Annotated in this window: 23 protein-coding genes and 1 pseudogene; 5 read left to right on the forward strand and 19 right to left on the reverse strand. The window is 61.1% G+C overall.

All coding sequences use genetic code 11. The features are described from left to right. Nucleotides 1-68 precede the first annotated feature (68 nt). From LMG28727_RS07955 to LMG28727_RS07990, 8 genes are all read right to left on the reverse strand, one after another. Nucleotides 69-956 carry a glycosyltransferase family 2 protein gene (locus LMG28727_RS07955; RefSeq protein ID WP_201641755.1) on the reverse strand — a complete coding sequence of 296 codons (888 nt, stop codon included), beginning with the start codon at nt 954-956 and terminating at the stop codon, nt 69-71. Continuing rightward, nucleotides 949-1944, reverse strand: a complete 996-nt coding sequence (gene rfaD / locus LMG28727_RS07960; protein ID WP_201641756.1) for an ADP-glyceromanno-heptose 6-epimerase — start codon at nt 1942-1944, stop codon at nt 949-951. The genes LMG28727_RS07955 and rfaD overlap by 8 nt, the downstream gene beginning before the upstream one ends. Before the next feature lie 48 nt (nt 1945-1992). Continuing rightward, nucleotides 1993-2979, reverse strand: a complete 987-nt coding sequence (gene rfaE1, locus LMG28727_RS07965; RefSeq protein WP_201641757.1) for a D-glycero-beta-D-manno-heptose-7-phosphate kinase — start codon at nt 2977-2979, stop codon at nt 1993-1995. 58 nt (nt 2980-3037) lie between these two features. Next, on the reverse strand, nt 3038-3925 hold the full coding sequence (gene rfbD, locus LMG28727_RS07970; RefSeq protein WP_201641758.1) for a dTDP-4-dehydrorhamnose reductase: 888 nt from the start codon (nt 3923-3925) through the stop codon (nt 3038-3040). Between the two features lie 8 nt (nt 3926-3933). Beyond that, nucleotides 3934-4485, reverse strand: coding sequence for a dTDP-4-dehydrorhamnose 3,5-epimerase (gene rfbC, locus LMG28727_RS07975; protein ID WP_201641759.1), 552 nt, complete (start codon nt 4483-4485; stop codon nt 3934-3936). Beyond that, the gene (gene rfbA, locus LMG28727_RS07980) at nt 4470-5363 is read right to left on the reverse strand and encodes a glucose-1-phosphate thymidylyltransferase RfbA (protein ID WP_201641760.1); all 894 of its coding nucleotides are present in this window, start codon (nt 5361-5363) and stop codon (nt 4470-4472) included. The genes rfbC and rfbA overlap by 16 nt, the downstream gene beginning before the upstream one ends. A gap of 10 nt (nt 5364-5373) precedes the next feature. Then, nucleotides 5374-6435, reverse strand: a complete 1062-nt coding sequence (gene rfbB, locus LMG28727_RS07985) for a dTDP-glucose 4,6-dehydratase (RefSeq protein WP_201641761.1) — start codon at nt 6433-6435, stop codon at nt 5374-5376. Between the two features lie 415 nt (nt 6436-6850). Beyond that, nucleotides 6851-7762 carry a GDP-mannose 4,6-dehydratase gene (locus LMG28727_RS07990; protein WP_201641762.1) on the reverse strand — a complete coding sequence of 304 codons (912 nt, stop codon included), beginning with the start codon at nt 7760-7762 and terminating at the stop codon, nt 6851-6853. 201 nt (nt 7763-7963) lie between these two features. Between LMG28727_RS07990 and LMG28727_RS07995 the strand changes: the two genes are divergently transcribed. After that, nucleotides 7964-8839, forward strand: coding sequence for a symmetrical bis(5'-nucleosyl)-tetraphosphatase (locus LMG28727_RS07995; protein ID WP_201641763.1), 876 nt, complete (start codon nt 7964-7966; stop codon nt 8837-8839). Between the two features lie 45 nt (nt 8840-8884). On the opposite strand, the gene LMG28727_RS08000 is transcribed toward LMG28727_RS07995, so the two are convergent. The 10 genes from LMG28727_RS08000 to LMG28727_RS08045 form a co-directional block, all read right to left on the reverse strand. Next, entirely contained in the window at nt 8885-9721 is an 837-nt protein-coding gene (locus tag LMG28727_RS08000) for a 2OG-Fe(II) oxygenase (RefSeq protein WP_236591654.1), read from the reverse strand. Between the two features lie 26 nt (nt 9722-9747). Continuing rightward, the gene (locus tag LMG28727_RS08005; RefSeq protein ID WP_201641764.1) at nt 9748-10536 is read right to left on the reverse strand and encodes a lysophospholipid acyltransferase family protein; all 789 of its coding nucleotides are present in this window, start codon (nt 10534-10536) and stop codon (nt 9748-9750) included. Between the two features lie 61 nt (nt 10537-10597). Then, a complete protein-coding gene (locus LMG28727_RS08010; RefSeq protein ID WP_201641765.1) occupies nt 10598-11878 on the reverse strand; it encodes a dihydroorotase in 1281 nt (426 codons plus the stop codon). A 177-nt stretch (nt 11879-12055) separates the two neighbouring features. Continuing rightward, nucleotides 12056-13081, reverse strand: coding sequence for an aspartate carbamoyltransferase catalytic subunit (locus tag LMG28727_RS08015; protein WP_201641766.1), 1026 nt, complete (start codon nt 13079-13081; stop codon nt 12056-12058). 275 nt (nt 13082-13356) lie between these two features. After that, entirely contained in the window at nt 13357-13884 is a 528-nt protein-coding gene (gene pyrR, locus LMG28727_RS08020; RefSeq protein WP_201641767.1) for a bifunctional pyr operon transcriptional regulator/uracil phosphoribosyltransferase PyrR, read from the reverse strand. Then, nucleotides 13871-14311, reverse strand: coding sequence for a Holliday junction resolvase RuvX (gene ruvX, locus LMG28727_RS08025; RefSeq protein ID WP_201641768.1), 441 nt, complete (start codon nt 14309-14311; stop codon nt 13871-13873). Before ruvX ends, pyrR begins: the two co-directional genes overlap by 14 nt. Further along, nucleotides 14308-14886: a YqgE/AlgH family protein gene (locus LMG28727_RS08030; RefSeq protein ID WP_074763194.1), complete on the reverse strand. Its 579-nt coding sequence runs from the start codon at nt 14884-14886 to the stop codon at nt 14308-14310. The genes ruvX and LMG28727_RS08030 overlap by 4 nt, the downstream gene beginning before the upstream one ends. Nucleotides 14887-15143: 257 nt before the next feature. Beyond that, the gene (locus LMG28727_RS08035; RefSeq protein ID WP_201641769.1) at nt 15144-16565 is read right to left on the reverse strand and encodes a hypothetical protein; all 1422 of its coding nucleotides are present in this window, start codon (nt 16563-16565) and stop codon (nt 15144-15146) included. Nucleotides 16566-16890: 325 nt separating this feature from the next. Further along, entirely contained in the window at nt 16891-17061 is a 171-nt protein-coding gene (locus LMG28727_RS08040; protein WP_006047743.1) for a rubredoxin, read from the reverse strand. Nucleotides 17062-17177: 116 nt separating this feature from the next. Next, nucleotides 17178-18395 carry an RNA-guided endonuclease InsQ/TnpB family protein gene (locus LMG28727_RS08045; RefSeq protein ID WP_201641770.1) on the reverse strand — a complete coding sequence of 406 codons (1218 nt, stop codon included), beginning with the start codon at nt 18393-18395 and terminating at the stop codon, nt 17178-17180. Nucleotides 18396-18566: 171 nt separating this feature from the next. On the opposite strand from LMG28727_RS08045, the pseudogene LMG28727_RS34750 reads away from it, so the two are divergent. The 4 genes and pseudogenes from LMG28727_RS34750 to cysC all read left to right on the forward strand — a co-directional run. Then, nucleotides 18567-18728 (forward strand): annotated as a pseudogene (locus LMG28727_RS34750) (transposase); the annotation flags it as partial. A 312-nt stretch (nt 18729-19040) separates the two neighbouring features. Continuing rightward, a complete protein-coding gene (locus LMG28727_RS08055; RefSeq protein ID WP_201641772.1) occupies nt 19041-19901 on the forward strand; it encodes a hydroxymethylpyrimidine/phosphomethylpyrimidine kinase in 861 nt (286 codons plus the stop codon). A gap of 117 nt (nt 19902-20018) precedes the next feature. Further along, the gene (locus tag LMG28727_RS08060; protein WP_201641773.1) at nt 20019-20732 is read left to right on the forward strand and encodes a hypothetical protein; all 714 of its coding nucleotides are present in this window, start codon (nt 20019-20021) and stop codon (nt 20730-20732) included. A gap of 17 nt (nt 20733-20749) precedes the next feature. Next, nucleotides 20750-21403, forward strand: coding sequence for an adenylyl-sulfate kinase (gene cysC / locus LMG28727_RS08065; RefSeq protein WP_201641774.1), 654 nt, complete (start codon nt 20750-20752; stop codon nt 21401-21403). Nucleotides 21404-21537: 134 nt separating this feature from the next. Here cysC and groL read toward each other — a convergent pair whose 3' ends face one another. Beyond that, nucleotides 21538-23178: a chaperonin GroEL gene (gene groL / locus LMG28727_RS08070; protein ID WP_201641775.1), complete on the reverse strand. Its 1641-nt coding sequence runs from the start codon at nt 23176-23178 to the stop codon at nt 21538-21540. Nucleotides 23179-23226: the final 48 nt, after the last annotated feature.

The raw sequence follows: 23226 nt of genomic DNA on the forward strand, positions 1-23226 counted from the left end.
TTTTAAATAATCCTGTTAAACAAATCGCACGATCCACGCACAAGGAGCGCGTGAAAGGCCATAAAGCTTTACAACGCGCCCATTCGACCCGTCAGTCCATGCCAGATACCCAGCACTGCCATACGAAGGTGACCAAGCCGGGGCCGTAGGAAAAGCCCATAAATTGCGAGGCGAAACGGGAATTTGACCAATTCGGTCGATTTCCAGCTCCAGGGTACGTAGCGTCGCTGGATCAACGCGACGGCATTCCGGAACAGATAGTAATGCCGTAGCGGGCTGTGGCTCGGATAAGGGCGCCCGAAGACCTTGACTGGCTCACCGCCTAACTCGTGCGCAAGCCGCAACTGCGGCGCACCCAACACGGCGTACCCCTTTGAACGCGCTCTGATACACCATTCAAGATCGACGAAATCGATGAATAGATCCTCCTCCATAGGGCCGACCGCCTGCCATGCAGCGAGGTTCAGACATGAACCCGAACTGATCAGAAAGTCCACGTCGATCAGTTCTTCGCCGACAGGCATAATCCGGAGCAGCTTCACATAGCCGAACCTGACGAACGGCGCTATACCGCCCAGACGAACGTCATCGTAGGCAGGCCCAACCACCGCAACAGATTGTCCGCACGCGACCGCGGCGTCGAGCAACTTTGGCAAGCCTTCTAATAACTCGCCAGTTGGGTCGCTGTCCTGATCGAAAATCAGGGCGTTCGCACAGCCTTTATCGATCGCACGCTGCACGCCCTGATTGATCGCCGCTCCAATACCCAGATTGTGACCGTTCGCGATGTAAGTGATGCGCGGATCCAGACCGAGCTCCGCTGCCGCGGAAACACTTTCGGTATTGTCGACGACGATGGCGTGGCCGTATTGAGCATAACGGTTCGCGCGTCGTACACAGTCCGCGTCGGGACGGTAGAACACGACTACGATGCCGGGACGGATGGTATTAGCCACGGTGGTCTTCTAGCCAACGTACGTATCGATCGACACCTTCCTGCACGCTCAAAAACGGCGCGTCGTAACCGGCTGCGCGCAGCTTCGACTGGTCGGCCTGCGTGAAGCATTGATACTTGCCGCGCAACGCGTCAGGAAACGGAATGTATTCGATCAGACCGCGCTCCACCTGCTCCGCCAGCGACAAGGCCGGCTCGTTGTTCAACGAACGCAGCGTGTTGACCACCGTGCTCGCGATATCGTTGAACGGTTGCGCGCGGCCGCTGCCCAGGTTGAAGATGCCCGACTCGTCCGGGTTGTCGAAGAAGAACAGGTTGACCTTCACGACGTCTTCGATCGAAACGAAGTCGCGCGTCTGCTCGCCCGCCGCATAACCGTTGTACTCGCCGAACAGTTTGACCTTGCCGTCAGCGTGAAACTGGTTGAAGTTGTGAAACGCGACCGACGCCATGCGCGCTTTATGCGTTTCGCGCGGACCGTACACGTTGAAGTAACGGAAGCCGGCAATCTGGCTCTTCGCAGTGGGCAGCACTCGGCGAATCACCTGGTCGAACAGGAACTTCGAATAACCGTACACGTTCAGCGGCTGCTCGACTTCGCGCTCTTCGACAAAGCGGCTCGAGCCGCCATAAGTCGCCGCCGACGATGCATACAGGAACTGGATGTTCTGCGCCTGGCAGACATCGAGTACGTCGCGGCTGTAGCGGAAGTTGTTTTCCATCATGTAGCGGCCGTCGGATTCCATTGTGTCCGAACAGGCGCCTTCGTGGAAAATCGCGCGCACTTTGCCAAAGTCGCCGCGCCTGAAGCGCTCGACGAATTCGGTCTTGTCGAGATAATCGTCGATCTCGCAATCGACCAGATTCTTGAACTTGTCCGCACGCGTGAGGTTGTCGACGGCGATGATGCGTTGCTCGCCGCGCTCGTTGAGTGCCTTCACGAGATTGCTGCCGATAAAACCGGCTGCGCCGGTGACGATGAGGGTCATGGTTAAATCTTTATTTTCCCGTAGGCTGAGAGTGAGCGCTGCACGCGCTTAGCGAGGGAAAAGCTCGTCGTACGCAATAGGAGCGGTGCCGACCTTACCCACAACAACGCCCGCCGCGCTATTAGCGTACACGACGGCCTTCGCCAGCGGCAGCCCGGCTCCAAGCATCGCGGCGACAGTACCGATAACCGTGTCTCCGGCACCGGATACGTCGTAGACATCCCGAGCGGCAGTCGGGAAATGAGTCGACTCCCTTTCGGTAAATAGCGTCATGCCCTCTTCCGAACGAGTTAGCAGGAGGGCGTCAATATCGAGCGAATGACGCAGTTCGGACACCCGTCGCATGAGTTCGTTTTCGGAAGGCCATGATCCGATTACTTCGCGCAACTCCGCCCGATTCGGCGTAATCAGGGAAGCACCGCGATAACGGTGCCAATCCGTCCCTTTTGGGTCGATCAGAACATGCTTTCCCGCGGCGCGAGCCTTCGAGATCATGCTTGAAACGTGGGTCAATCCGCCTTTCGCATAGTCCGATAGCAGCACAACCGAACATTCCCCCAGCAGGCTGTCGAACCGGGCCAAACCTGCGAGCAATATTTCCTTAGTCGGCGGCTCTTCAAAGTCGGCGCGTATCAGTTGCTGCTGCCGTGCGATGACGCGAAGCTTGATGATCGTCGAAATCGACGCGTCCCGTTCAGCGAACGCCCGCACTTTGCTCGTCGCAAGCAACTCCACCAGGCGTTCTCCCGCCTCATCGTGGCCAATCACGCATATCAACGACGCTTGCCCTCCCAAGGCCGCAATATTGCATGCCACGTTCGCAGCGCCACCCAAACGCTCTTCGGTGCGCTGAATATGGACGACGGGGACAGGTGCTTCGGGAGATATCCGGTCGACGTTACCAAACCAATAGCGGTCCAACATGACATCGCCCACCACCAAAACAGTAGAGCGACCCAGCTGTTCCCGTGAAACCGGCTCCACAGCGGCAGAAACCAAGCTGTCGTCAACAGGGGAACATTCAGTAGCAGGCATAGAGATACAATTCTAAATGGGTGGAGGGCCTCGTGCCGGGCGGCCATATAACGGAAAACTATTTGGCGAGGCAAAGTCGCAGAGCCGCGTCCCAACGGGGTGGCGTCAGCCCGAAAGTCGCGAAAAGCTTCTCGTTCGACAGCCGGGAGTTCGCCGGCCGCGTCGCAGGTGTCGAATAGGACGCCGCCGTAATGGGCTTCACCACGGGCTTTTTCGCGAGATCAGAAATTTGGAAAATCGCCTCGGCAAAGCCATGCCATGACGTAACGCCAGAAGCAGTCAGATGATACAGACCTGAATATTGCTGCCACCAGTCGCCCCCCCCGGGAAGTGCCTGCGCCAATATATTCGCGCTCACGGTCGCGATGGTATTCGACCAAGTCGGAGCGCCGAACTGGTCGGAAACCACGCCTAACTCGTCGCGTTCTGCGCCTAGTCGAAGCATGGTCAGTAAAAAGTTCTTGCCTCGCGTGCCATATACCCAACTCGTTCGGAAAATCAGGTGCGGGCAGCCTACTGCGACCATGGCCTGCTCACCTGCGAGTTTGCTCTTGCCATACACATTTTGGGGATTAACTGCATCGGTCTCGACGTACTGGCCTTCTTTCGTTCCGTCGAAGACATAGTCCGTCGAATAGTGGACAAGGGATGCTCCCAGCCGCTTCGCCTCTTCCGCGAGGATGCCGGGCACCTCGGCATTCAAACGCATGGCAGCGTCGACGTCCGTCTCAGCCTTGTCAACCGCCGTGTACGCAGCCGGATTGACGATCAACCCAGGCTTTGCCTCACGTACCACACGTCGAATCTGATCCAGATCACCAAGATCCAGTGCGCTACGGTCAAGGGCAACAACCTTCCCCAATCCCTGCAGCGTCCGCGCCAGTTCAAACCCCACCTGGCCGTTCACGCCAGTCAGCAGAATAGTCTGTTCATCTCGCTGTGCCATGAATGTCCTTATGCGAAGACTTCAGCGTCGGCGAGCAGCTTGCCCGCCGCATCCTTCGCGGCCAGCAACGGCTCGAAGTCGATCGGCCACTCGATGCCGATGGCCGGATCGTTCCAGACGATGCTGCGTTCGTGCTCGGGAAACCAGTAGTCCGTGGTCTTGTACAGAAACTGCGCGGACTCCGACAACACGACGAAGCCGTGCGCAAAACCGGGCGGCACCCACAATTGCCGATGATTCTCGACCGACAGCCTCACTCCCACCCACTTGCCGAAATTCGGCGAGCTTTTGCGGATGTCGACGGCCACGTCGAACACATCGCCTTCGACCACACGCACCAGCTTGCCCTGCGCGTGCTGGATCTGATAGTGCAGGCCGCGCAGCACGCCTTTCGCCGAACGCGAATGGTTGTCCTGCAGGAATTCGACGCCCGGCTCGACCTTCTCGGCAAATTCGGCTGCGTTAAAGCTTTCGAAGAAAAACCCACGCGCGTCGCCGAACACCTTCGGCTCGATGATCTTGACTTCCGGCAGCGCCGTAGCGGTTACTTGGATGGCCATGCAACGTGATCCGTCAGAATGTTTTGGAGGTACTGCCCATAGGCATTTTTCGCGAGCGGCTTGGCCAGCGCCAGCAGTTGTTCGCCGTCGATCCAGTTCTGCCGGAACGCAATCTCTTCCGGACAGGCGACCACCAGACCTTGGCGCTTTTGCAGGGTTGCGATGAACGTGGCTGCTTCAATCAGCGAATCGTGCGTGCCCGTATCGAGCCATGCATAGCCGCGGCCCATGATCTCGACATTGAGTGCTGCATTCGCCAGATAGCGCGAATTCACGTCGGTGATTTCAAGCTCGCCGCGTGGCGACGGCTTGATGTCCGCCGCGATATCGCACACCTGCCTGTCGTAGAAATAAAGGCCCGTGACCGCGTAGTTCGAACGCGGCTTGAGCGGCTTTTCTTCAATCGACAACGCGCGGAACTGCTTGTCGAATTCCACCACGCCGTAACGCTCCGGATCGTGCACGTGGTACGCGAACACGGTGGCGCCTTCGGGCTGCGCGCTGGCATGCTCGAGTTGCTTCGCGAGATCGTGGCCGTAGAAAATGTTGTCGCCGAGAATCAGCGCGGACGGATCATTGCCGACGAATTCGCGGCCAATGATGAACGCCTGCGCCAGCCCGTCCGGCGAAGGCTGAACCGCATACTGAATGTTCATGCCCCACTGGCTGCCGTCGCCGAGCATCGCCTCGAAACGCGGCGTGTCCTGCGGCGTGGAGATGATCAGCACATCGCTAATACCGGCCACCATCAGCGTGGACAGCGGGTAGTAGATCATCGGTTTGTCGTACACCGGCAGCAACTGCTTGGAGACGACATGCGTGATCGGATACAGGCGGGTGCCCGACCCGCCCGCGAGAATAATGCCTTTGCGCGCCATTACCGTGCCCTCACGCGCGTTGCGCGTAGTTGGTCTCAACCCACTTGCGATATTCACCCGAAGCCACTTCGTCGGACCAGGCCTGATTGTCGAGATACCACTGGACGGTCTTCGCCAGACCGGTCTCGAACGTTTCCGCCGGCAACCAGCCGAGTTCGCGCTCGAGCTTGCGCGCGTCGATCGCATAGCGGCGGTCGTGACCCGGACGATCCGTCACGTACGTGATCTGGTCGCGGTACGACGCATTCGTCTTGGGACGCAGCTGGTCGAGCAGATCGCACAGCGTATGCACGACATCGAGGTTCTTCTTCTCGTTCCAGCCACCCACGTTGTACGTCTCACCCGGCGTGCCACGCGCGAGCACTTCGCGAATCGCACTGCAATGGTCGCCGACATACAGCCAGTCACGCACGTTCTGGCCGTCGCCGTACACCGGCAGCGGTTTGCCGGCGAGCGCGTTGGCGATCATTAGCGGAATCAGCTTTTCGGGGAACTGGTACGGACCGTAATTGTTCGAGCAGTTCGTGGTCAGCACCGGCAGGCCGTACGTGTGATGGTACGCACGCACCAGATGATCGGAACCCGCCTTGGTCGCCGAATAAGGGCTGTTCGGCGCGTAGGGCGTGGTTTCGGAGAATTGCGGATCGGTAGCGGACAGCGAGCCGAACACTTCGTCGGTCGACACGTGCAGGAATCGGAACGCGGCCTTGTCGGCGTCGCCGAGCGTGTTCCAGTAACTGCGGGTGGCTTCGAGCAGCGTGAACGTACCGACCACGTTGGTCTGCACGAAATCGGCCGGACCGTGGATCGAACGGTCGACATGGCTCTCTGCGGCGAAGTGCAGCACCGCGCGCGGCTTGTGCTCGGCGAACAGCGCGTCGAGCGCGGCGCGGTCGCAGATGTCCGCGCGGGCAAAAATGTGTTTGGGATTGGCCTGTTGCGACTTGAGCGTACCCAGGTTGCCGGCATAGGTCAGCTTGTCTACGTTCAGCACCGCTTCGTCCGACGCATTAAGCCAGTCGAGCACGAAATTAGCGCCGATAAAGCCGGCACCGCCCGTTACCAGGATCATGAAATTCCCTTGTGAATGTGAGTGGCGGGGATGGAATCGATTCGCCGATCTGCCTACTCCGCGCTGCGCCGGCCCGGAATCCGATTCCTGTACGTAGTCGGGACGCCGCACGCATTGCACGCAGACGGCCAGACGCCTATCTTATGATGCCCCGATTATAAAGCGGCCCAGATTAAAAACTACCACCCTAACAACTTGAAACAGCTTGACAAGGTTGGTTTCCAAACGCTGGGAAAAGAACGCTGAAGGGGCAGCGTGCATAGAAAGCATCCGCAATCCGTCTGGGGATAACGGGCGCTTCGGGGAGAGGCAGCGGAACAAACGGGGGCGGGATGCCGCTCGCGCAAAAGCGACGAAACATCGGATGACGGAGCGCTGCGCAGAACGGCAATCCACCGATTGACGCCCAGACCTGTCAGGCCGCAAGCATCCAGCGCAATGTGTCCATAAACGGAATAGCCTCGACGGCCGGCACCAGTGAGCGCAGCTTCGCAGGTGATCCAGCGAGCATCTTCACATCGGTTTGTCGGACGAATGCCGGGTTGACGCGCACGTCCAGTTGATGGCCCGTCAGATCGCTCGCCTTCGACAGAATGTCCCGTAAGGTATACGGTGTGCCCGTGCAGACGTTGACCGTTTCGCCCGCCGCGTCGGAATCGAGCAGCGCTTCATACGCGCTCGCCACGTAGCGGACATCGGAAAAGTCGCGCGCCACGTCGATGTTGCCGAGTTCGATCGACGGCTCACGGCGCGCAAAATGTCCGACGATCTTCGGCACCAGGAAATTGGACGCCTGCCCGCGACCGGTGTAGTTGAACGGCCGCACGATCAGGATCGGCAAGCGGTCGAACCAGGTGCGCACGATCGTTTCCATGGCCGCCTTGCTGGCCGCGTAATGATTGACCGGCGTGACCGGGAAGCTTTCGTCGATCGCGTCGCTGGTCACATTGCCATAGACGTTCGCGCTGCTCGCAATCAGCAGCTTGCGCGGCGTATGTCCCACGGCTGCGCACGCTTCCAGCAGATTCAGCGTGCCGATCACGTTCACGCGGTAAAAGTCGAGCGCATCGCTATGGCCGACAAAGCTGATCGCGGCCAGATGCACGATGTAGTCGGGCCGCACGGCTTCGATCACGCGCCGGCATTCGTCGGGCGAGGTAATATCGAGCCGCCGTCGCGTCGGCGTTTCGGGCTCGCTGCGGCCACCCACCGTTTCGATGACGACGTGTCCGCGGCCGAGGAGCTTCTCGACCAGGTAACGGCCCGTAAAGCCTGTTGCCCCTGTGACGAGCGTGCGACAAGGTCGCGTCGACGGGGAAGTCGACATGCTTTCTTGTTTCACAAATGTAATCCTGTTGTAGTGCAACATGGTGCGGGACCCGCGCTTCGAAACATCTGCTAGCGCGTTTGAGCCGGTAGTACGCAATATCTGCACCTCGAACCGCTATTATGTCACCCCCGCATGTTGCACTGCCGAAGGCGGCACGCGGCGTGCGTAACACTGTATCGAACTGTTCCGACTTATCCGATGACACCCTCCACCACTCCCCGCGCCTCCTCCGCTCTGGTTCCCCTAGCATTCGGCGATCTGCAAGGCTGTCGCAGACCGTTCCAGCAATTGCTGGCAAAGGCCGCGCCGCCGGACGGCACGCCGCTCTGGCTCACAGGTGACCTGATCAATCGCGGCCCGGAATCGCTGGCCACGTTGCGCGACGTGATCGCGCTGGGCGAGCGGGCGGTGCCGGTGCTCGGCAATCACGATCTGCATTTGCTGTCGGTGTCGGCGGGCATTCGCAAGTCGAAGAAGGGCGACACGATCGCCGAAATCCTCACTGCGCCGGATGCCGGCGATCTGCTCGACTGGGTCCGTCACCGACCGCTCGCGCATTTCGAGAACGGCATTCTGATGGTGCACGCAGGAGTCGTGCCGCAATGGGACGCCACGCTGACCATGGAACTCGCCGACGAATTGCAGCGCGCGCTGCGTGCGCCGAATTGGAAGGAAACGCTGGCCGGGTTGTACGGCAACGAGCCGAATCGCTGGAAGCCGGGCCTGAAGGGCCTCGACCGCTTGCGTGTGACATGCAGCGCATTGACGCGTATCCGCTTCTGCAAAGCGGACGGCACGATGGATTTCAGCAGCAGCGGCACCCTGGACTCGGCGCCGGCGGGCTGCATGCCGTGGTTCGACGTGCCATCGCGCAAGACGGCGGACGTGACCGTGGTGTTCGGCCACTGGGCCGCGCTGGGTTTGACGTTGCGCGACAACCTGATCGGCCTCGACTCGGGTTGTGTGTGGGGCGAACAGCTATCGTGCGTCCGGCTTGCGCAAAACCCCTCTGAGCGGACCCTGACCCAGGTGGACTGCGTCAGTTGCCGCATACCGGGAGCCACGGGGGAATAAACCGGTTTCGACGAGCGCCTCGCTCAGCCAGGCGCGTCGGTCGGCTTACTTCTCGCCCTCTTTCTGGTAGACCTGCTTGTCGGCGACGACACCCTTGGGGAACATCTTGCGCACGAGGCCGCGCGCGGTCGCGTCGGCCCGCAGCACAACATCGCGTACCGGCTGCTCGGGGCGTCCGCGAAACGAGGTCGGGTGAAAGTACTCGGCGTCGCCTACCGGATGGTCGGAGAAATAGTAATTCGACACGCAGCAGCGCGCTTCGTCGCTCAGGTTTGGCGAGACCGAATGCCAGGAATGCTGGTTGGTTACCATCACCGCAAGCCGGTTGAACTTGCTGACAACCGTGACCGGCTCGGCCTTCGGGCCCTGCGGCCACACCTCGAGATTGCCGCCGTTCTCCGCGCGCCAGTCGGGCGACACATAATACAGCAGATTTAGCACGCGATACCGCTGGCGATCCTTATCGTGCGAATTGTCCAGATGCGGGTTCAGGAAATGCCCGCGGCCCATCATCGAAATACCGCCAGCGTATAGATGCTCGTCCGGATATAACGTGTTGAGCTGGGTGATCTGCGAGACGAGATCCACCACTTCCGGCTCCTGAAACGCGAAGATCACCTCTTCGAGAATCGGCGAGTGTTCGTTCATCTGGGCCGACACGTATTTCAGCTCGCGCAGGCTTTTGCGCAGCATCATCGTCGACGCCTCGGGGAAACCGCGCCGTATCGTGATGGCCAGCTCTGCCGGCAGGACATCGTCGATGAAGAAATGATTGACGGGCGCATTATCCCGCCACTGTTGGCAGGCTGAATCAAGATTGTCACGCAGGCGGCCTGCGATGAACTGGCCAATGTCTGTCCGCTGCAATGCTTTTACATTCATTTCACACCTTTTGGCTGACGTGAGGATCATTTCATCAGGACAAGAGTAGCCGCAGCGAGGGCGTGCGCGGCCTTAATGCGTCGACTTTGTAAATCCGACAAGGCGACGCCTATCGTTTCTTCCGATTGCGCCGCCAGCGTGCGCCGGTCCGCGCCCGGCGCGAGCGGCTCGCACACGTACACGTGCGCGGCCAGCGGGCCTCCCTGCAGCAGCAGATTCAACGAATCGGCTAGCGACAGGTCGTCGATATACGCAGGCGCAGTGGACTGCCGGCCCAGCGCGTCTTCATACATGATGCAAACGGGCTGCACCGGTGCCCCCGCCGACACGGCCGCCTGGAACATATTCGCGTGAAACGGCAGCAGCGCGAGTCCATTGGACGTCGTGCCCTCGGGAAACACGCACATCAGCTCACCCGCAGCCAGCCGGTCGGACAGCTCATGCATGATCCGCTTCGCGTCGCTGCGCTTCTCGCGCTGGATGAACACGGTGTCCAACTGTTGCGCGAGCCAGCCGACTACCGGCCATTGCCGGATCTCGGCCTTCGACACGAACGGCGTCGGCCGCCACGCGTTGATCACATAGATGTCGATCCACGAGATGTGATTGGCGACGACCAGCGCACCATGGTCGAGCCGTGCGCCGTCGTTATGCACGACGAGTTGCATACCGCAAAGCCGCAGCATTTTTAGCGACCACGCACGGTTGAGCGCGCGACGCTGTTCGGCGCTGGCCTTCGGAAAGCGTGTCGCCACAACCCACATGCCGTGCAGCAGATGCGTGACGAGACGGACCTTGCGTAACGCGTGCTTCATTGTTGGAGCTTTCCGTAACTGGCCAATGATCGGATAAATAGTGAGTGCGAGGCGCCGGAAATCAACGCTGTTCGAATGCGACGTGGCCCGCCACGATGGTCGCGCGCACCCGCGCCGGCAGTTCGTAACCGAGGAACGGCGTGTTGTGCCCCTGGCTCTTCAGCGCGCGCGGCTCGACGCGCCAATGCGCCTGGCGGTCGAACACGCAAAGGTCGGCCACGCTGCCTACTGCGATCCGCCCTGCTGCGTTCAGCTCAAGCACGTCCGCCGGTGACGCTGTGATGCGGTTCAGCGCTTTGGCAAGCGGCACGCCTGCTTCGTCGGCCCACTTCACCGTCAGCGACAGGAATAGCTCCAGGCCGGTGGCGCCCGGCGTAGCTTCGGCGAACGGCAGCAGCTTTTCGTCGTCGTCGACCGGCGTGTGATCGGAGCAGATCGCGTCGATCGTGCCGTCGGCGAGGCCCGCGCGGATCGCTTCGCGATCGCGCTGTTGACGCAGCGGCGGATCGAGGCGGAACTGCGCGTCGAAATAACCAATGTCGAGATCGATCAGATGTACGTGATTGACGGTGACGTCACACGACACCGGCAAGCCTTCGGCCTTGGCCCCGCGCATCAACTCGATGCCCGCCGCCGACGACACGTGCGACAGATGCACCCGCGCGCCAGTCACACGCACGAGTTCGAAAATGGTGTGCAGCGCGATCGTTTCCGCCGATACCGGCACGCCCGACAGACCCATTCGCGAAGCCAGCGCGCCGCTCGCGGCGACGCCGCCCTTGCCGAGGTAAGCATCCACGGGACGCAGCCATACGGTGTAACCGTAGGTCTTCGCGTATTGCAGCGCGCGCATCAGCACTTGAGTGTCGACCACCGGAACGTCGGCCTGCGAGAAGCCGATGCAGCCCGCTTCGGTCAGCTCGACCATCTCGGTGATGACCTGGCCTTTGAGGCCAACCGTCAACGCGCCGAGCGGATACACGTGCGCCTGATTCAGATTGCGCGCGCGGAACTTGAGCATCTCGACGAGGCCCGGTTCGTCGAGTGTCGGGTCGGTGTCCGGCGGACACACGAGGCTCGTCACACCGCCCGCGAGCGCGGCCGCCATTTCGGATTCGAGCGTCGCCTTGTGCTCGTAGCCCGGCTCGCGCAGACGCGCCGACAGGTCGACCAGACCCGGCGTAATGTGCAAGCCGGTGGCGTCGATCGTCTTCGCTGCCTGAAAGTCCGCCGGCGCGTGGCCGAGCGCAACGATCTTGCCCGCGGCGATAAAAATGTCCTGCTGCTGTTCGGTGCCCGCTGCCGGATCGATCAGCGTGCCGCCTTGAATATGAATCTTCATGTGCTGCCTTATAACCTTTGGGTTTAGCTGCCTGTTCAGGCTGGTGTTCAGCTAAGTTCCGCGTGACGTATTACATGTCGCGTGTTGCGTGTTGCGTGTGCTTGCCGGGACGGTCTGCGTGGCCCAACGCGCCGCTGCCATGCCTGGTGCATCGCAGCGCGCACGCCTTCGCCGCAATCAGTCGTGATTGCCCGCGACAATGCCCATCACCGCCATCCGCACCGCGATACCGAACGTCACCTGGTTCAGAATCACCGATTGCGGGCCATCGGCCACCTGCGAGTCGATTTCGACGCCGCGATTCATCGGACCCGGGTGCATTACGATTGCATCGGGCGCGGCGAGCGCGAGGCGCTCCGGCGTCAAACCCCAGCTCTTGAAATACTCCTGCGCGGACGGCAGCAACGCGCCGCTCATCCGCTCGTTCTGCAGACGCAGCATGATGATCACGTCGACGTCCTTCAGACCTTCGTCGAGGTTGTGGAACACCCGCACGCCCATCTGTTCGAGGCCGCCCGGCAGCAGCGTACGCGGACCAATCGCGCGCACTTCCGGCACGCCGAGCGTGGTCAGTGCGTGAATGTCCGAGCGCGCGACCCGCGAATGCAGAATGTCGCCGACGATCGCCACCCGCAGCTTCGTGAAGTCTTTCTTGTAGTGGCGGATCGTGTACATGTCGAGCAGACCCTGCGTGGGGTGTGCATGACGGCCGTCGCCGGCGTTGATCACGTGCACGTGCGGCGCGCAATGCTGCGCGATCAGGTACGGTGCGCCGCTCGACGCATGGCGCACGACGAACATGTCGGCATGCATCGCCGACAGGTTGTTGATCGTATCGAGCAGCGATTCGCCCTTGCTGGTCGACGACGCGTTGATGTTCAGATTCAGCACGTCAGCCGACAGACGCGTCGCGGCGATTTCGAAGGTGGTGCGGGTGCGCGTCGAGTTCTCGAAGAACAGGTTGAACACCGACTTGCCGCGCAACAGCGGCACCTTCTTCACTTCCCGGTCGGTCACGCTGACGAACTGGTCGGCGGTGTCGAGAATGTGATTGACGATCGCCTTGGGCAAACCCTCGATCGACAAAAGATGTTTCAGCTCGCCGTTTTTCGTGAGCTGCGGGTTGCCCTTCAGGAAGCCGTAACGGAAGCGCTCGGTGGCGCTGTTGGCGGAATCGCTGGGAGCCTGGGTGGCGGTGTTCATGGTGTACCTGCTTCAAATACGGGCTTCAACGTGATCGATGTCGATGCTGATGCTGACTGCTTGTGGCGATTTCGAGCCGGCCTGCGCGTGGCACGCACGAGTCGGCTTGAGTATTGAATACTTTCTCGCGCGAATTTCCTGCTGCGTTAACGCGCGGCTTTGAGGCGATTTTTGCTGCAAATTTTTGTGTAACCCGAGCACGACGGCAGCGCGAACACCGTGCGCCGGCCGCAACCTGCTCATTGCGTTTGCCGCACTGCCCGGTCGCGCAACGCTCAGTCGACGCGTGCTTCCGTATGAAACGTGAAACGCGTCTGATCGTCCGCGCCGCCGTCTTCACAGGCCAGCACGAGTGTGGCGTCGGCGGCCACCTTCACCGCGCCGCCGACAAACCGCGCCGCCACCGGCAACTCGCGCCCGCCGCGATCGGCGAGCACAGCCAGTTCAACCGATGCCGGACGGCCATAGTCATACAGCTCGTTAACCGCCGCGCGAATCGTCCGGCCGGTGTACAGCACGTCGTCGACCAGCACGATGCGGGCGCCGTCGACTGAAAACGGCAGGGAGGTCGGGCTGGCCTGCGAGTGCAGACCTTTTTTCGCGTAGTCGTCGCGGTGCAACGCGACGTTCACTACGCCGAAACCCGGCAGCTTCAGGTCGTGCGCGAGCCGCTCGGCGAGCCACGCGCCGCCGCTATGAATCCCGGCGAGCACCACGCCTTCAGTGGCAGGCTGGTCGCCATACACCGTGCGAATCTGATCGAGCAACGCGCGATAAAGCGCTTCGGCGTCAATGGAACTCATGATCGTCGGAAAGTCCGTCAAGATATTGCTGGAGGATGATGCTGGCGGCTTCGGCGTCGAGCATGTCGGCCCGGCCATTGCCGGCGCGGATCTCCGCCTTCGCCTCGACCGACGAATAGCGTTCGTCGATCCACGTGACCGGCAGATTGAAGCGCCCGTTCAGCTGATTGCCGAAGCGTTTGGCCAGTTGGGTCATTTCGTGCGGCGTGCCGTCAGGGTGCATCGGCAGACCGACCACCAGCGCGTCCGGCTTCCATTCGGCAATCAGCTTGCCGACTTCTTCGAAGCGGTATTCGCGGCTGCGGTTCTGCACGATCACGAGCGGCCGTGCGCTGCGGGTCAGCGAATTGCCGACCGCGACACCAATGCGTTTTTCACCGTAGTCGAACGCAAGCAGCGTCGCCTCACGTCCGGCTGACAGGCTCATGCGTGACCCGCTTCGCCCGACAGCATCGACAGGTTGATGCCGAGCAGCGCGAGTGCGGCTTCGAGACGCTCTTCAGCGGGCACGTCGAAGATGATTTTCGGGTCGGCTTCAACAGTGAGCCAGCCGTTCTTCGAAATCTCTTCTTCGAGCTGACCGGCGCCCCAGCCGGCATGGCCGAGCGTGAGCAGGAAGCGTTCGGGACCGGTGCCGCTCGCGACCGCTTCGAGCACGTCTTTCGAGGTGGTCATTTCCAGACCGCCCGGCACCGACATGGACGAGGTGTACGGATCGCCGCTTTTCGGGTCGTGCAGCACGAAGCCGCGCTCGGTTTGCACCGGGCCGCCGAAATACACAGGAACGTGGAGAAGGGGTTCGATCTCGAGCTTGAGGTCGATGCGACTGAAGAGCGCTTGCAGGTCGATATCGGTCGGCCGGTTGATCACGAGGCCGAGCGCGCCGCGCTCACTGTGATCGCAAAGGTAGACCACCGTTCCCGAAAACGTCGGATCGGCCATGTTCGGCATGGCGATCAGGAACTGGTTGGTCAGATTGATGCGATCGGTACTCTTGGACATAGTTCGGATTTTAGCAAAGACGATGCGGGATGGCGGGGCTTTGAGCGTGGAACCGCGATGTGTGCCATGAAGCGTGCCGCGAGCCATCGACGGCCAATCAGGTTGCACTCTATCACGCACGAGGACCATGGCTAAGGCGCGGACGAGCGGTTGTGCATGGCACACGGAATGCGTGGCGCGGGTTGCTGGCTCTGGAAGCCGCCGGCCGCCGGACTACAGGGTTATCGCCCGCAGCCGGCACGCCGCACGGCGACGCGTCACGCGCCGCCTTGCTCGATTGCACGCGTCAGCGTAGTCAAAGCAGCCTGCGCGACGCCGCCCACAGGCGGCGCCACACCCGCCGCGACCTTGTGCAGCATCGCGCGCAGCGCCTCGGCCGCCTGCTCCAGCGCGCTCGCGGCCGGCGCCTCGACGATCACATGCGCGCGAACCGCCGGTGTCGACACGCCCGCGTGCGCACGGCGCCGCCATGCCAGACCCAGCGCGTCAGCCAGCAGCGCGACCTGCCCAAGCCCCAGCGCGCAGGCCGCCGCACCGAGCCGGTAAGCGGCGTCGCCCGCTTGCAGCGCCTCGCCCGGATCGGCCTTTTCCGGCTGATCGGCGGCACGAGCGTGCTCGGTGAGCGCGGAGATCGACGCGTCGGCGGTCTGCAGAAAATCCTCGTACGCGTTGGCGTTGACCGTCAGCACGCCCAGATCGCGCGTCAGCGAGCTGCGGTTGGCGCTGATCGACTGCGCTTCCAGCGCGCCCGCTTCCCACAGCATTTCGGACGATTGGGTACCCGCCACATGCCAGTCGACGGTCAGGCCGTAGTCATGCAGCACCTCGACCTGATCGGTATCTTCGGCGGCCGCGCCGAACAACGCATAGTCTCGCCACAGCAACGCGAGCGTCGCCCGGACCAGCGAGCGCGGCGCGCGTTCGATGCCGCGCACATGATCGGCCAGCGCCAGATTGCAGCGGGCGTAGAAACGCCGCGCGTCGGTGTCGCTAGTCGCGCGGCCGCTCACTCGCAGCGCCTTCGCGCACGCTTTCGCGAGACGCCAGAAATCGTAGGGGTCCGGGCCCGCCAGTTCGGTGAACACCGCGTCCAGTTCGTCGAGCGCCGCCTGGGTGACCGCCAGCGCGGCCGCGCTGCCCGTGCCGGCCTGCGAGCGCAACACCGGCAGCAGCGCGCGCTCGTAACGCGCACGCAGATGATTCAATCGATCGGCGGATTGGGCGTGCAACGACGCCGGGGGCACCGGACGCGCGGTCAGCGCCAGATCTTCGAAAGCGACAGTGGAACCGGGCGTGTGCTCGGACAGATGCACGCCCAACGACCGGTAGTGATCGAATAGCGCGGGCGAGCAGGACAACTCGTGCAAATTGTGACGTTCGAGCGCCGCGCGGAAGTCACGCAACGCCGCGCCGAACACCGGCCGCACCGCCTGTGCGTCGGCTGGATCGGCCGCCGCGAGCGGCGAAAGCCGCACCAGAGCGTCGGCGAAGCGCTGTGCGCTGACCCAGCCGGCTGCGCGTAACGCATGAGAGGCTCGCAGCAGCGCCGAGGTGCTCTCGTGATGCTGTTCGAACGCCAGCGATGCCTCCGCCAGCGCAAGTTCGGCCGGACGGACGGCGCCGCCGCGCGGATTCGGAAGAGCGTCGAAGGAAACGGGTGCAGCGGATCGAGAAGTCATGGGCAGGCGACACGAAGCTGACGGGCCGTCGCCTCGCAGCGCGCGCAGACTGATCGGCTAACGCGCGAACCGGCGACAGGACAATGACAGACTACCGTTGCGACACGGCGCAACCGACGATGTTCCGCGCCGGCATGCTGGGCATACGTGAAGGACGGCGCCCCGGGGCAAAAACCGGGCCGGTGCACCTGCTGCGCTCGGTGCCGGCGCCACGCTGCAACTAGGCTACTGGGCGTGCATGCGGCCCAACTTGCCGACATCGGGCCGCGCTGCAAACCTGCGGCGTCGCCACGAGCAACTAAACCGGCCGGCAGCCCCGCCGACTTCAGATCTGAACCATCTCGAAGTCTTCCTTGCGCGCTCCACACTCCGGGCAGGTCCAGTTGATGGGAACGTCTTCCCAACGTGTGCCCGGCGCAATGCCTTCGTCCGGCAAACCTGCTTCTTCGTCGTAAATCCAGCCGCAAATCAGGCACATCCAGCTTTGATATTCCATTCTTGTGTCGCGTCGTAGAGTCCGTGGAAACGGGAGCCCCGATGGTACCGTGTTGCCGCCCCAATGCCTAGCATTGACATCCTCTCCGCCATGACCGACGGGGATTCCTACGGCGCTCAGGCGGTTTGTACCTGAGTCGCTTCGGCGGGTTCCTGCTTCACGGAGCGGCCTGACTGCACCGTCTCTCCACAGGCTAACAAGCGCTGTCCGCGCTCTAAAACGTTGATCGCGCCGACCACGTCAGCGTGATTATCATATCCGCATGACATGCAAGCAAACCGTGATTGCGTCTGGCGGTTGTTCCTTGACACATGGTTGCAGCTGGGGCAGGTCCGACTCGTGTTCTGCGGCGGCACGGCGATGAGGAAGCCACCGCTCCACGCCAGCTTGTAATCCAGTTGGCGGCGAAACTCGCACCATCCCTGATCGAGAATGGCCCTGTTCAGGCCAGACTTGGCCCGAACGTTTCTGCCCGGCCGTTCGGTGCTGCCTGCTGCCGATCTGGACATGTTCCGAACCTGCAGGTCCTCGACACAAACCATCGCGTGGTTTTGGCTGATTGTGGTCGTGGTCTTATGCAGGTAGTCGCGACGGGCGTTACCGATGCGGGCATGAATGCGCTGGACGCGGGCTCTTGCCTTCTTCCAGTTTTTGCCGAACTTTGCCTTGCGGCTCATTGCTCGCTGGGCTTTACGAAGCCGTACCTCGTGCCGGCTGAAGCTGTTGAGCGGGGTGTAGAACGTGCCGTCGCTTAGAGTCGCGAAGCGAGCGATGCCCATGTCGATGCCAACCACGCCTGTCGCCTGCGGCACAGTTTGCCCCACCTCGCGCTCGGTCTGGATCGACACAAACCACTTGCCGCATGACTGGCTGACGGTAACATTCTTCGCCGTGCCCAGCGCGTGCCGACTATTGCGATAGCGTAGCCAGCCGAGTTTGGGCAAAAAAATGCGGCTATTCGCTTGGTCGATCCTGAATTGCTTCGGGTCGGGATAACGAAAGCTGTCTGATCGCCCCTTCTTCCTGAAGCGCGGGAAACCTGCGCGCTTGGCGAAGAAGTTCTTGTAAGCGCGCTCCAGGTCTTTTAATGCGTGCTGCAACGGATGAGTCGGAGCGTCCTTGAGCCACAGCGTGTCAGACCCATTACGCCATGCCGTCAGTTGCTTCGCCATCTCGACGTAGCTGATGAATTTTCTGCCTGCTTCGTAGTTCTCCTTTTGCAACATCAGCGCCTGGTTAAACACGAACCGGCATGAACCCGCGAAGCCGCGCATATCACGGGCCTGCCCGGCAGTGGGCATGAGTTCATATTTGTAGGCTTGGAGTCGGTTCACAGCCACGACTATATTACTGGTCTATGAGTACTGACAATGAGCGTCAGCACAGCAGGCATTCAGTTTTACGACGGAGGTGTATTTGGACTTCCTGACCAAGTTCTAACATGGCGCCTTCACCAATGAGATTCCTGATGACACTCGCAGCCTTTTGACAACGTATGCGAGTTCGACTGTGAGGACGAGCACGCGCACCTGTTGATGGACTATTCACTGAAAGTGGATGTGTTAGCGTTGACACAACGCTTGAAAGGCGCTTCCAGTGGAATGGTCCGAAAAAGCTCTCGGGCGGCGCTTTACAACATGGTTCCCGACCTGCCTTGCGGGTCGTAGTGGCGGTGCGCACACTGTCTCTAGCGCCAGCAGCAGACGCCGCCCTTACAGGCGAGGGGACGATTGAGAGGTCCGCACTATCCTTACACGGCCTGACTACGAAGATTTGTCGCTCACTGGATGAGAGGTCGCCAAAGTAGGAGGCGACGACCTCGGACTATGCGCATCGCGTCAACCCGCATCTTATTACGACTCGATGGCGCCCTCGCCGCCGAAAAATAGGAAAAAACGCCTTGCCATCGGTTTAGGCCGCATAATTGAGCCAATTGCGCACTCTCTGCGCCAAAATCCAGCTCCTTTTTGTCAACCTTCATGCCCAGCGACACGCCTCCGATCGTCCTCACCTTCGGCCTTTCCGATCCCACCGGCGGCTCCGGCCTGCAAGCCGACCTGATGACCCTTGCCAGCATGGGCTGTCATGGCGTTTCCGTGCTCACGGGCTACACCGTGCGCGACTCGGCCAGTTGCGACGAAGTCACCGGGCTCGACCCCGAAGTCGTCGCCACCCAGGCGCGAATGCTGCTCGAAGACATGCCGATCGCCGCCTTCAAGGTCGGCGCCTGCACGCGCGCCGAGGTGGTTAGCGCGATTGCCGAAGTCGTGGCCGACTACGACGACATTCCGCTGATCCTCGCGCCCGACTTCACGCTCGACGACGAGCACGTTCTCGCCGCCGATGAACTGCGTGAAGCGATCGCCGACCTGCTCGCGCCCCAGACCACACTGCTGGTCGCCGATTCCGCGACGCTGCTCGCGCTCGCGCAGCCGGACGGCGACGCCGAAGCGCCCAGCCTCGACGCGGCTATCTCGCACCTGCTGTCGCAGGGGTGCGAATACATTCTGTCGACCGAAACCGGCACGCACCGGCTCGTCAACACGCTGTTCAGCGAAGATGGCCAGCTGCGTCAGGACATGTGGGACCGCGGCAGCCATCGGATCATGGGCATCACGGATACGCTCGGATCTGCGATTGCCGCACTGCTGGCCAACGGCCAGGAGCCGGCGGAAGCCGTGCGCGAGGCGCAGGAGTATCTGTACCAGGCAATGCGTGCGGCGTTCCGGCCAGGCATGGGCACGTATATGCCAGACCGGTTTTTCTGGGCTCGCAGCAGCGACGACGAAACGCCGCCGACCACCGGCAAGGACGCCACGCCAGGCGAAGCGCGACACTGACGTCCAGTTGCATTGCAACACGTTGAAATCGAAAACCCGCATTCATGCGGGTTTTTTTACATGTGTGCAACGCCGCATCTTCCGCAGCATATTGGCGCTGTCGGCGTCTGCGAAGATATGAGTGAATTCTTACTCCGCCTTTGCGGCATGAGCGGGCTGCAATTGCCGTTTTATTTCGAATCGAACAGGACGCGCGGTTCGTCGAAAGACCGAAACCATTTAAGCGACGAAGCCCGACTCAAATTTCTCGACGACAATCGCCTCGATTACGAGATCTTCCAGAATGCCACGCAGATGATCAAACGGCATGCGAACGAATCAGGGCGAGTCTTTTCGGACGCATTGGAACGGGTGAAGGTCATTCAGGCAGCAATCAACCAGCTTGAAAATCCATACATTCACAGTTCGATGGTTTTCGGCTTCGACGATGCATTTCTGTCGAAAGTCACGAGTGTCATCCGTCGATTCGACCTTGCACCGGTCAATGCGTATCTGGACTACGCGCGAAGTCGGCAACCCGTTCTCGCCGACATGTTCGACGGATTTGTCGACGCCGTTCACAATGGCGTGGTGTCCGGTTGGGCCGTCAATCTGAGCCATCCGGAACAGCAAGTTGCACTCGAAGTGCGTGTCGGCGCGCAGGTGGTCGCATGCGGTCATAGCGGCGAGTATCGCCCTGACGTGGCTAGCGCCGGATACCCCACTTCTTACGCCGGGTTTTCCATTCCGATGCCCGCCGACATCACAGACGGCTTTCACGTTACGATCGCCAATTCCACCGAAAGCCTGCACAACGCCGGAATCTGGCGGCAAGGCTGGCACTGCGCATGAGCCTGAAGAGAACGACCATGGAACAGCCCTCAACTTTCCTGCAACGTTGCCACGGCACAATCGCGGCTCAGGACAGGATGCAGATGTTTCGCCAGCAGCCGGTCACGATCTGGCTCACCGGATTGTCTGGCGCGGGCAAGTCGACCGTCGCGTTCAAACTCGAAGAGCACCTCGTGTCCCTCGGCCATGCGTGCTATGTGCTCGATGGCGACAACGTCCGTCACGGCCTCGCGAGCGACCTCGGTTTCGAAAGAAAAGACCGGCGCGAAAATATACGCCGTGTGGCGCACGTCGCTCAATTGATGAATGACGCCGGCCTCATCGTCATCACGGCTCTTATCTCGCCGATGAGCGACGACCGTGCGATGGCGCGCGAGATTATCGGGCCCGGCAAATTTATCGAGACTTATCTTTCCGCGCCGGTCGCCACCTGCGCGCGGCGCGACCCGAAGGGTCTCTATGCAAAAGCAATGGCTGGTGAAATCGCGTCTTTCACAGGCGTATCGGCACCTTATGAGGCGCCGTCCGAGCCCGAACTTCTTATCGACACCGCTGCGCAGACGCCTATAGAAAGCGTCGCGCAAATATTCGCTTACTTGCGCGAGAACTCGCTCGCGACTGTGTCGACTGCCGCAGCAACGGCTACCGGCCAAGAAGCCAGCGCAGCGTAGCCAGGCATCGTTTTCGTTGGTCTGCTCCAAAAGAAAAACCCGCATTTCTGCGGGTTTTTCTTTTGGAAAGCACGCCTCGCGACGCGCTCTCCCATGTGTTCCAACCGGGCCCCGCGAACGAGGCCCAAGCGGAATTACATGTCCATGCCCATGCCGCCCATGCCGCCGGGCATACCGCCGCCCATCGGAGCATCTTCCTTCGGCAGTTCGCAAACAGCTGCGTCGGTCGTCAGCAGGAGACCTGCCACCGATGCTGCGTTTTGCAGTGCCGTGCGCGTGACCTTCGTCGGGTCCACGACACCAGCGTCAACCAGGTCGACGTACTCGCCGGTTGCTGCGTTGTAGCCGTAGTTGCCCGTGCCAGCTGCAACAGCTGCCACCACGACGCTGGCTTCTTCGCCACCGTTCGTGACGATCTGGCGCAGCGGCTCTTCCATCGCGCGCAGCACGATCTTGATACCTGCGTCCTGATCGGCGTTAGCGCCCTTCAGGCCGGCGATTGCCGTACGTGCACGGATCAGCGCGACGCCGCCGCCAGCAACGATGCCTTCTTCCACAGCTGCGCGCGTTGCGTGCAGTGCGTCTTCGACACGTGCCTTCTTTTCCTTCATTTCGACTTCGGTCGCAGCACCAACCTTGATCACTGCAACGCCGCCTGCCAGCTTGGCAACGCGTTCTTGCAGCTTTTCACGGTCGTAGTCCGACGTAGCTTCTTCGATTTGCGTGCGAACTTGCTTCACACGTGCTTCGATGTTTGCAGCTTCGCCAGCGCCGTCGATGATCGTCGTGTTTTCCTTGCCCACTTCGATACGCTTCGCTTGACCCAGTTCAGCCAGCGTTGCCTTTTCGAGCGTCAGGCCGGTTTCTTCAGCGATAACTTGACCGCCGGTCAGGATCGCGATGTCTTCCAGCATTGCCTTACGGCGATCGCCGAAGCCCGGAGCCTTGACAGCAACCGTCTTCAGAATGCCGCGGATGTTGTTCACCACCAGCGTTGCCAGTGCTTCGCCTTCGACGTCTTCTGCGATGATCAGCAGCGGACGGCCAGCCTTGGCGACTTGTTCCAGAACCGGGAGGAGGTCACGAATGTTCGAGACCTTCTTGTCGTGCAGCAGCACGAACGGGTTCTCGAGCACAGCAACTTGCTTGTCCGGGTTGTTGATGAAGTACGGCGACAGGTAGCCGCGGTCGAATTGCATACCTTCGACAACGTCCAGCTCGTCTTGCAGCGACTTGCCGTCTTCGACGGTGATGACGCCTTCCTTGCCAACCTTGTCCATTGCTTCAGCAATGCGGTCGCCGATCGACGAGTCGCTGTTTGCCGAGATCGAACCGACTTGAGCGATTTCCTTGTTGGTCGTGCACGGCTTGCTGATCTTGCGCAGTTCTTCGATTGCAGCTGCAACAGCCTTGTCGATACCGCGCTTCAGGTCCATCGGGTTCATGCCCGATGCAACGTACTTCATGCCTTCGCGGACGATCGACTGAGCCAGGACCGTAGCGGTCGTGGTGCCGTCACCTGCGTTGTCGCTGGTCTTGGAAGCAACTTCCTTGACCATTTGCGCGCCCATGTTCTGGAGCTTGTCTTTCAGTTCGATTTCTTTTGCGACCGACACACCATCTTTGGTGACCGTCGGGCCGCCGAAGCTGCGTTCCAGCACAACGTTGCGGCCCTTCGGACCCAGCGTGACCTTCACAGCGTTCGCGAGAATGTTCACGCCTTCGACCATCTTGGCACGGGCGGAATCACCGAATACGACGTCTTTAGCTGCCATCTTCTAACTCCTTGAATTCTTGGGATATGACCGGGAAAAGTAGCGGCT

It is taken from the genome of Paraburkholderia metrosideri (assembly GCF_904848625.1).
In the GTDB taxonomy this organism is placed as follows: Bacteria; Pseudomonadota; Gammaproteobacteria; order Burkholderiales; family Burkholderiaceae; genus Paraburkholderia; species Paraburkholderia metrosideri.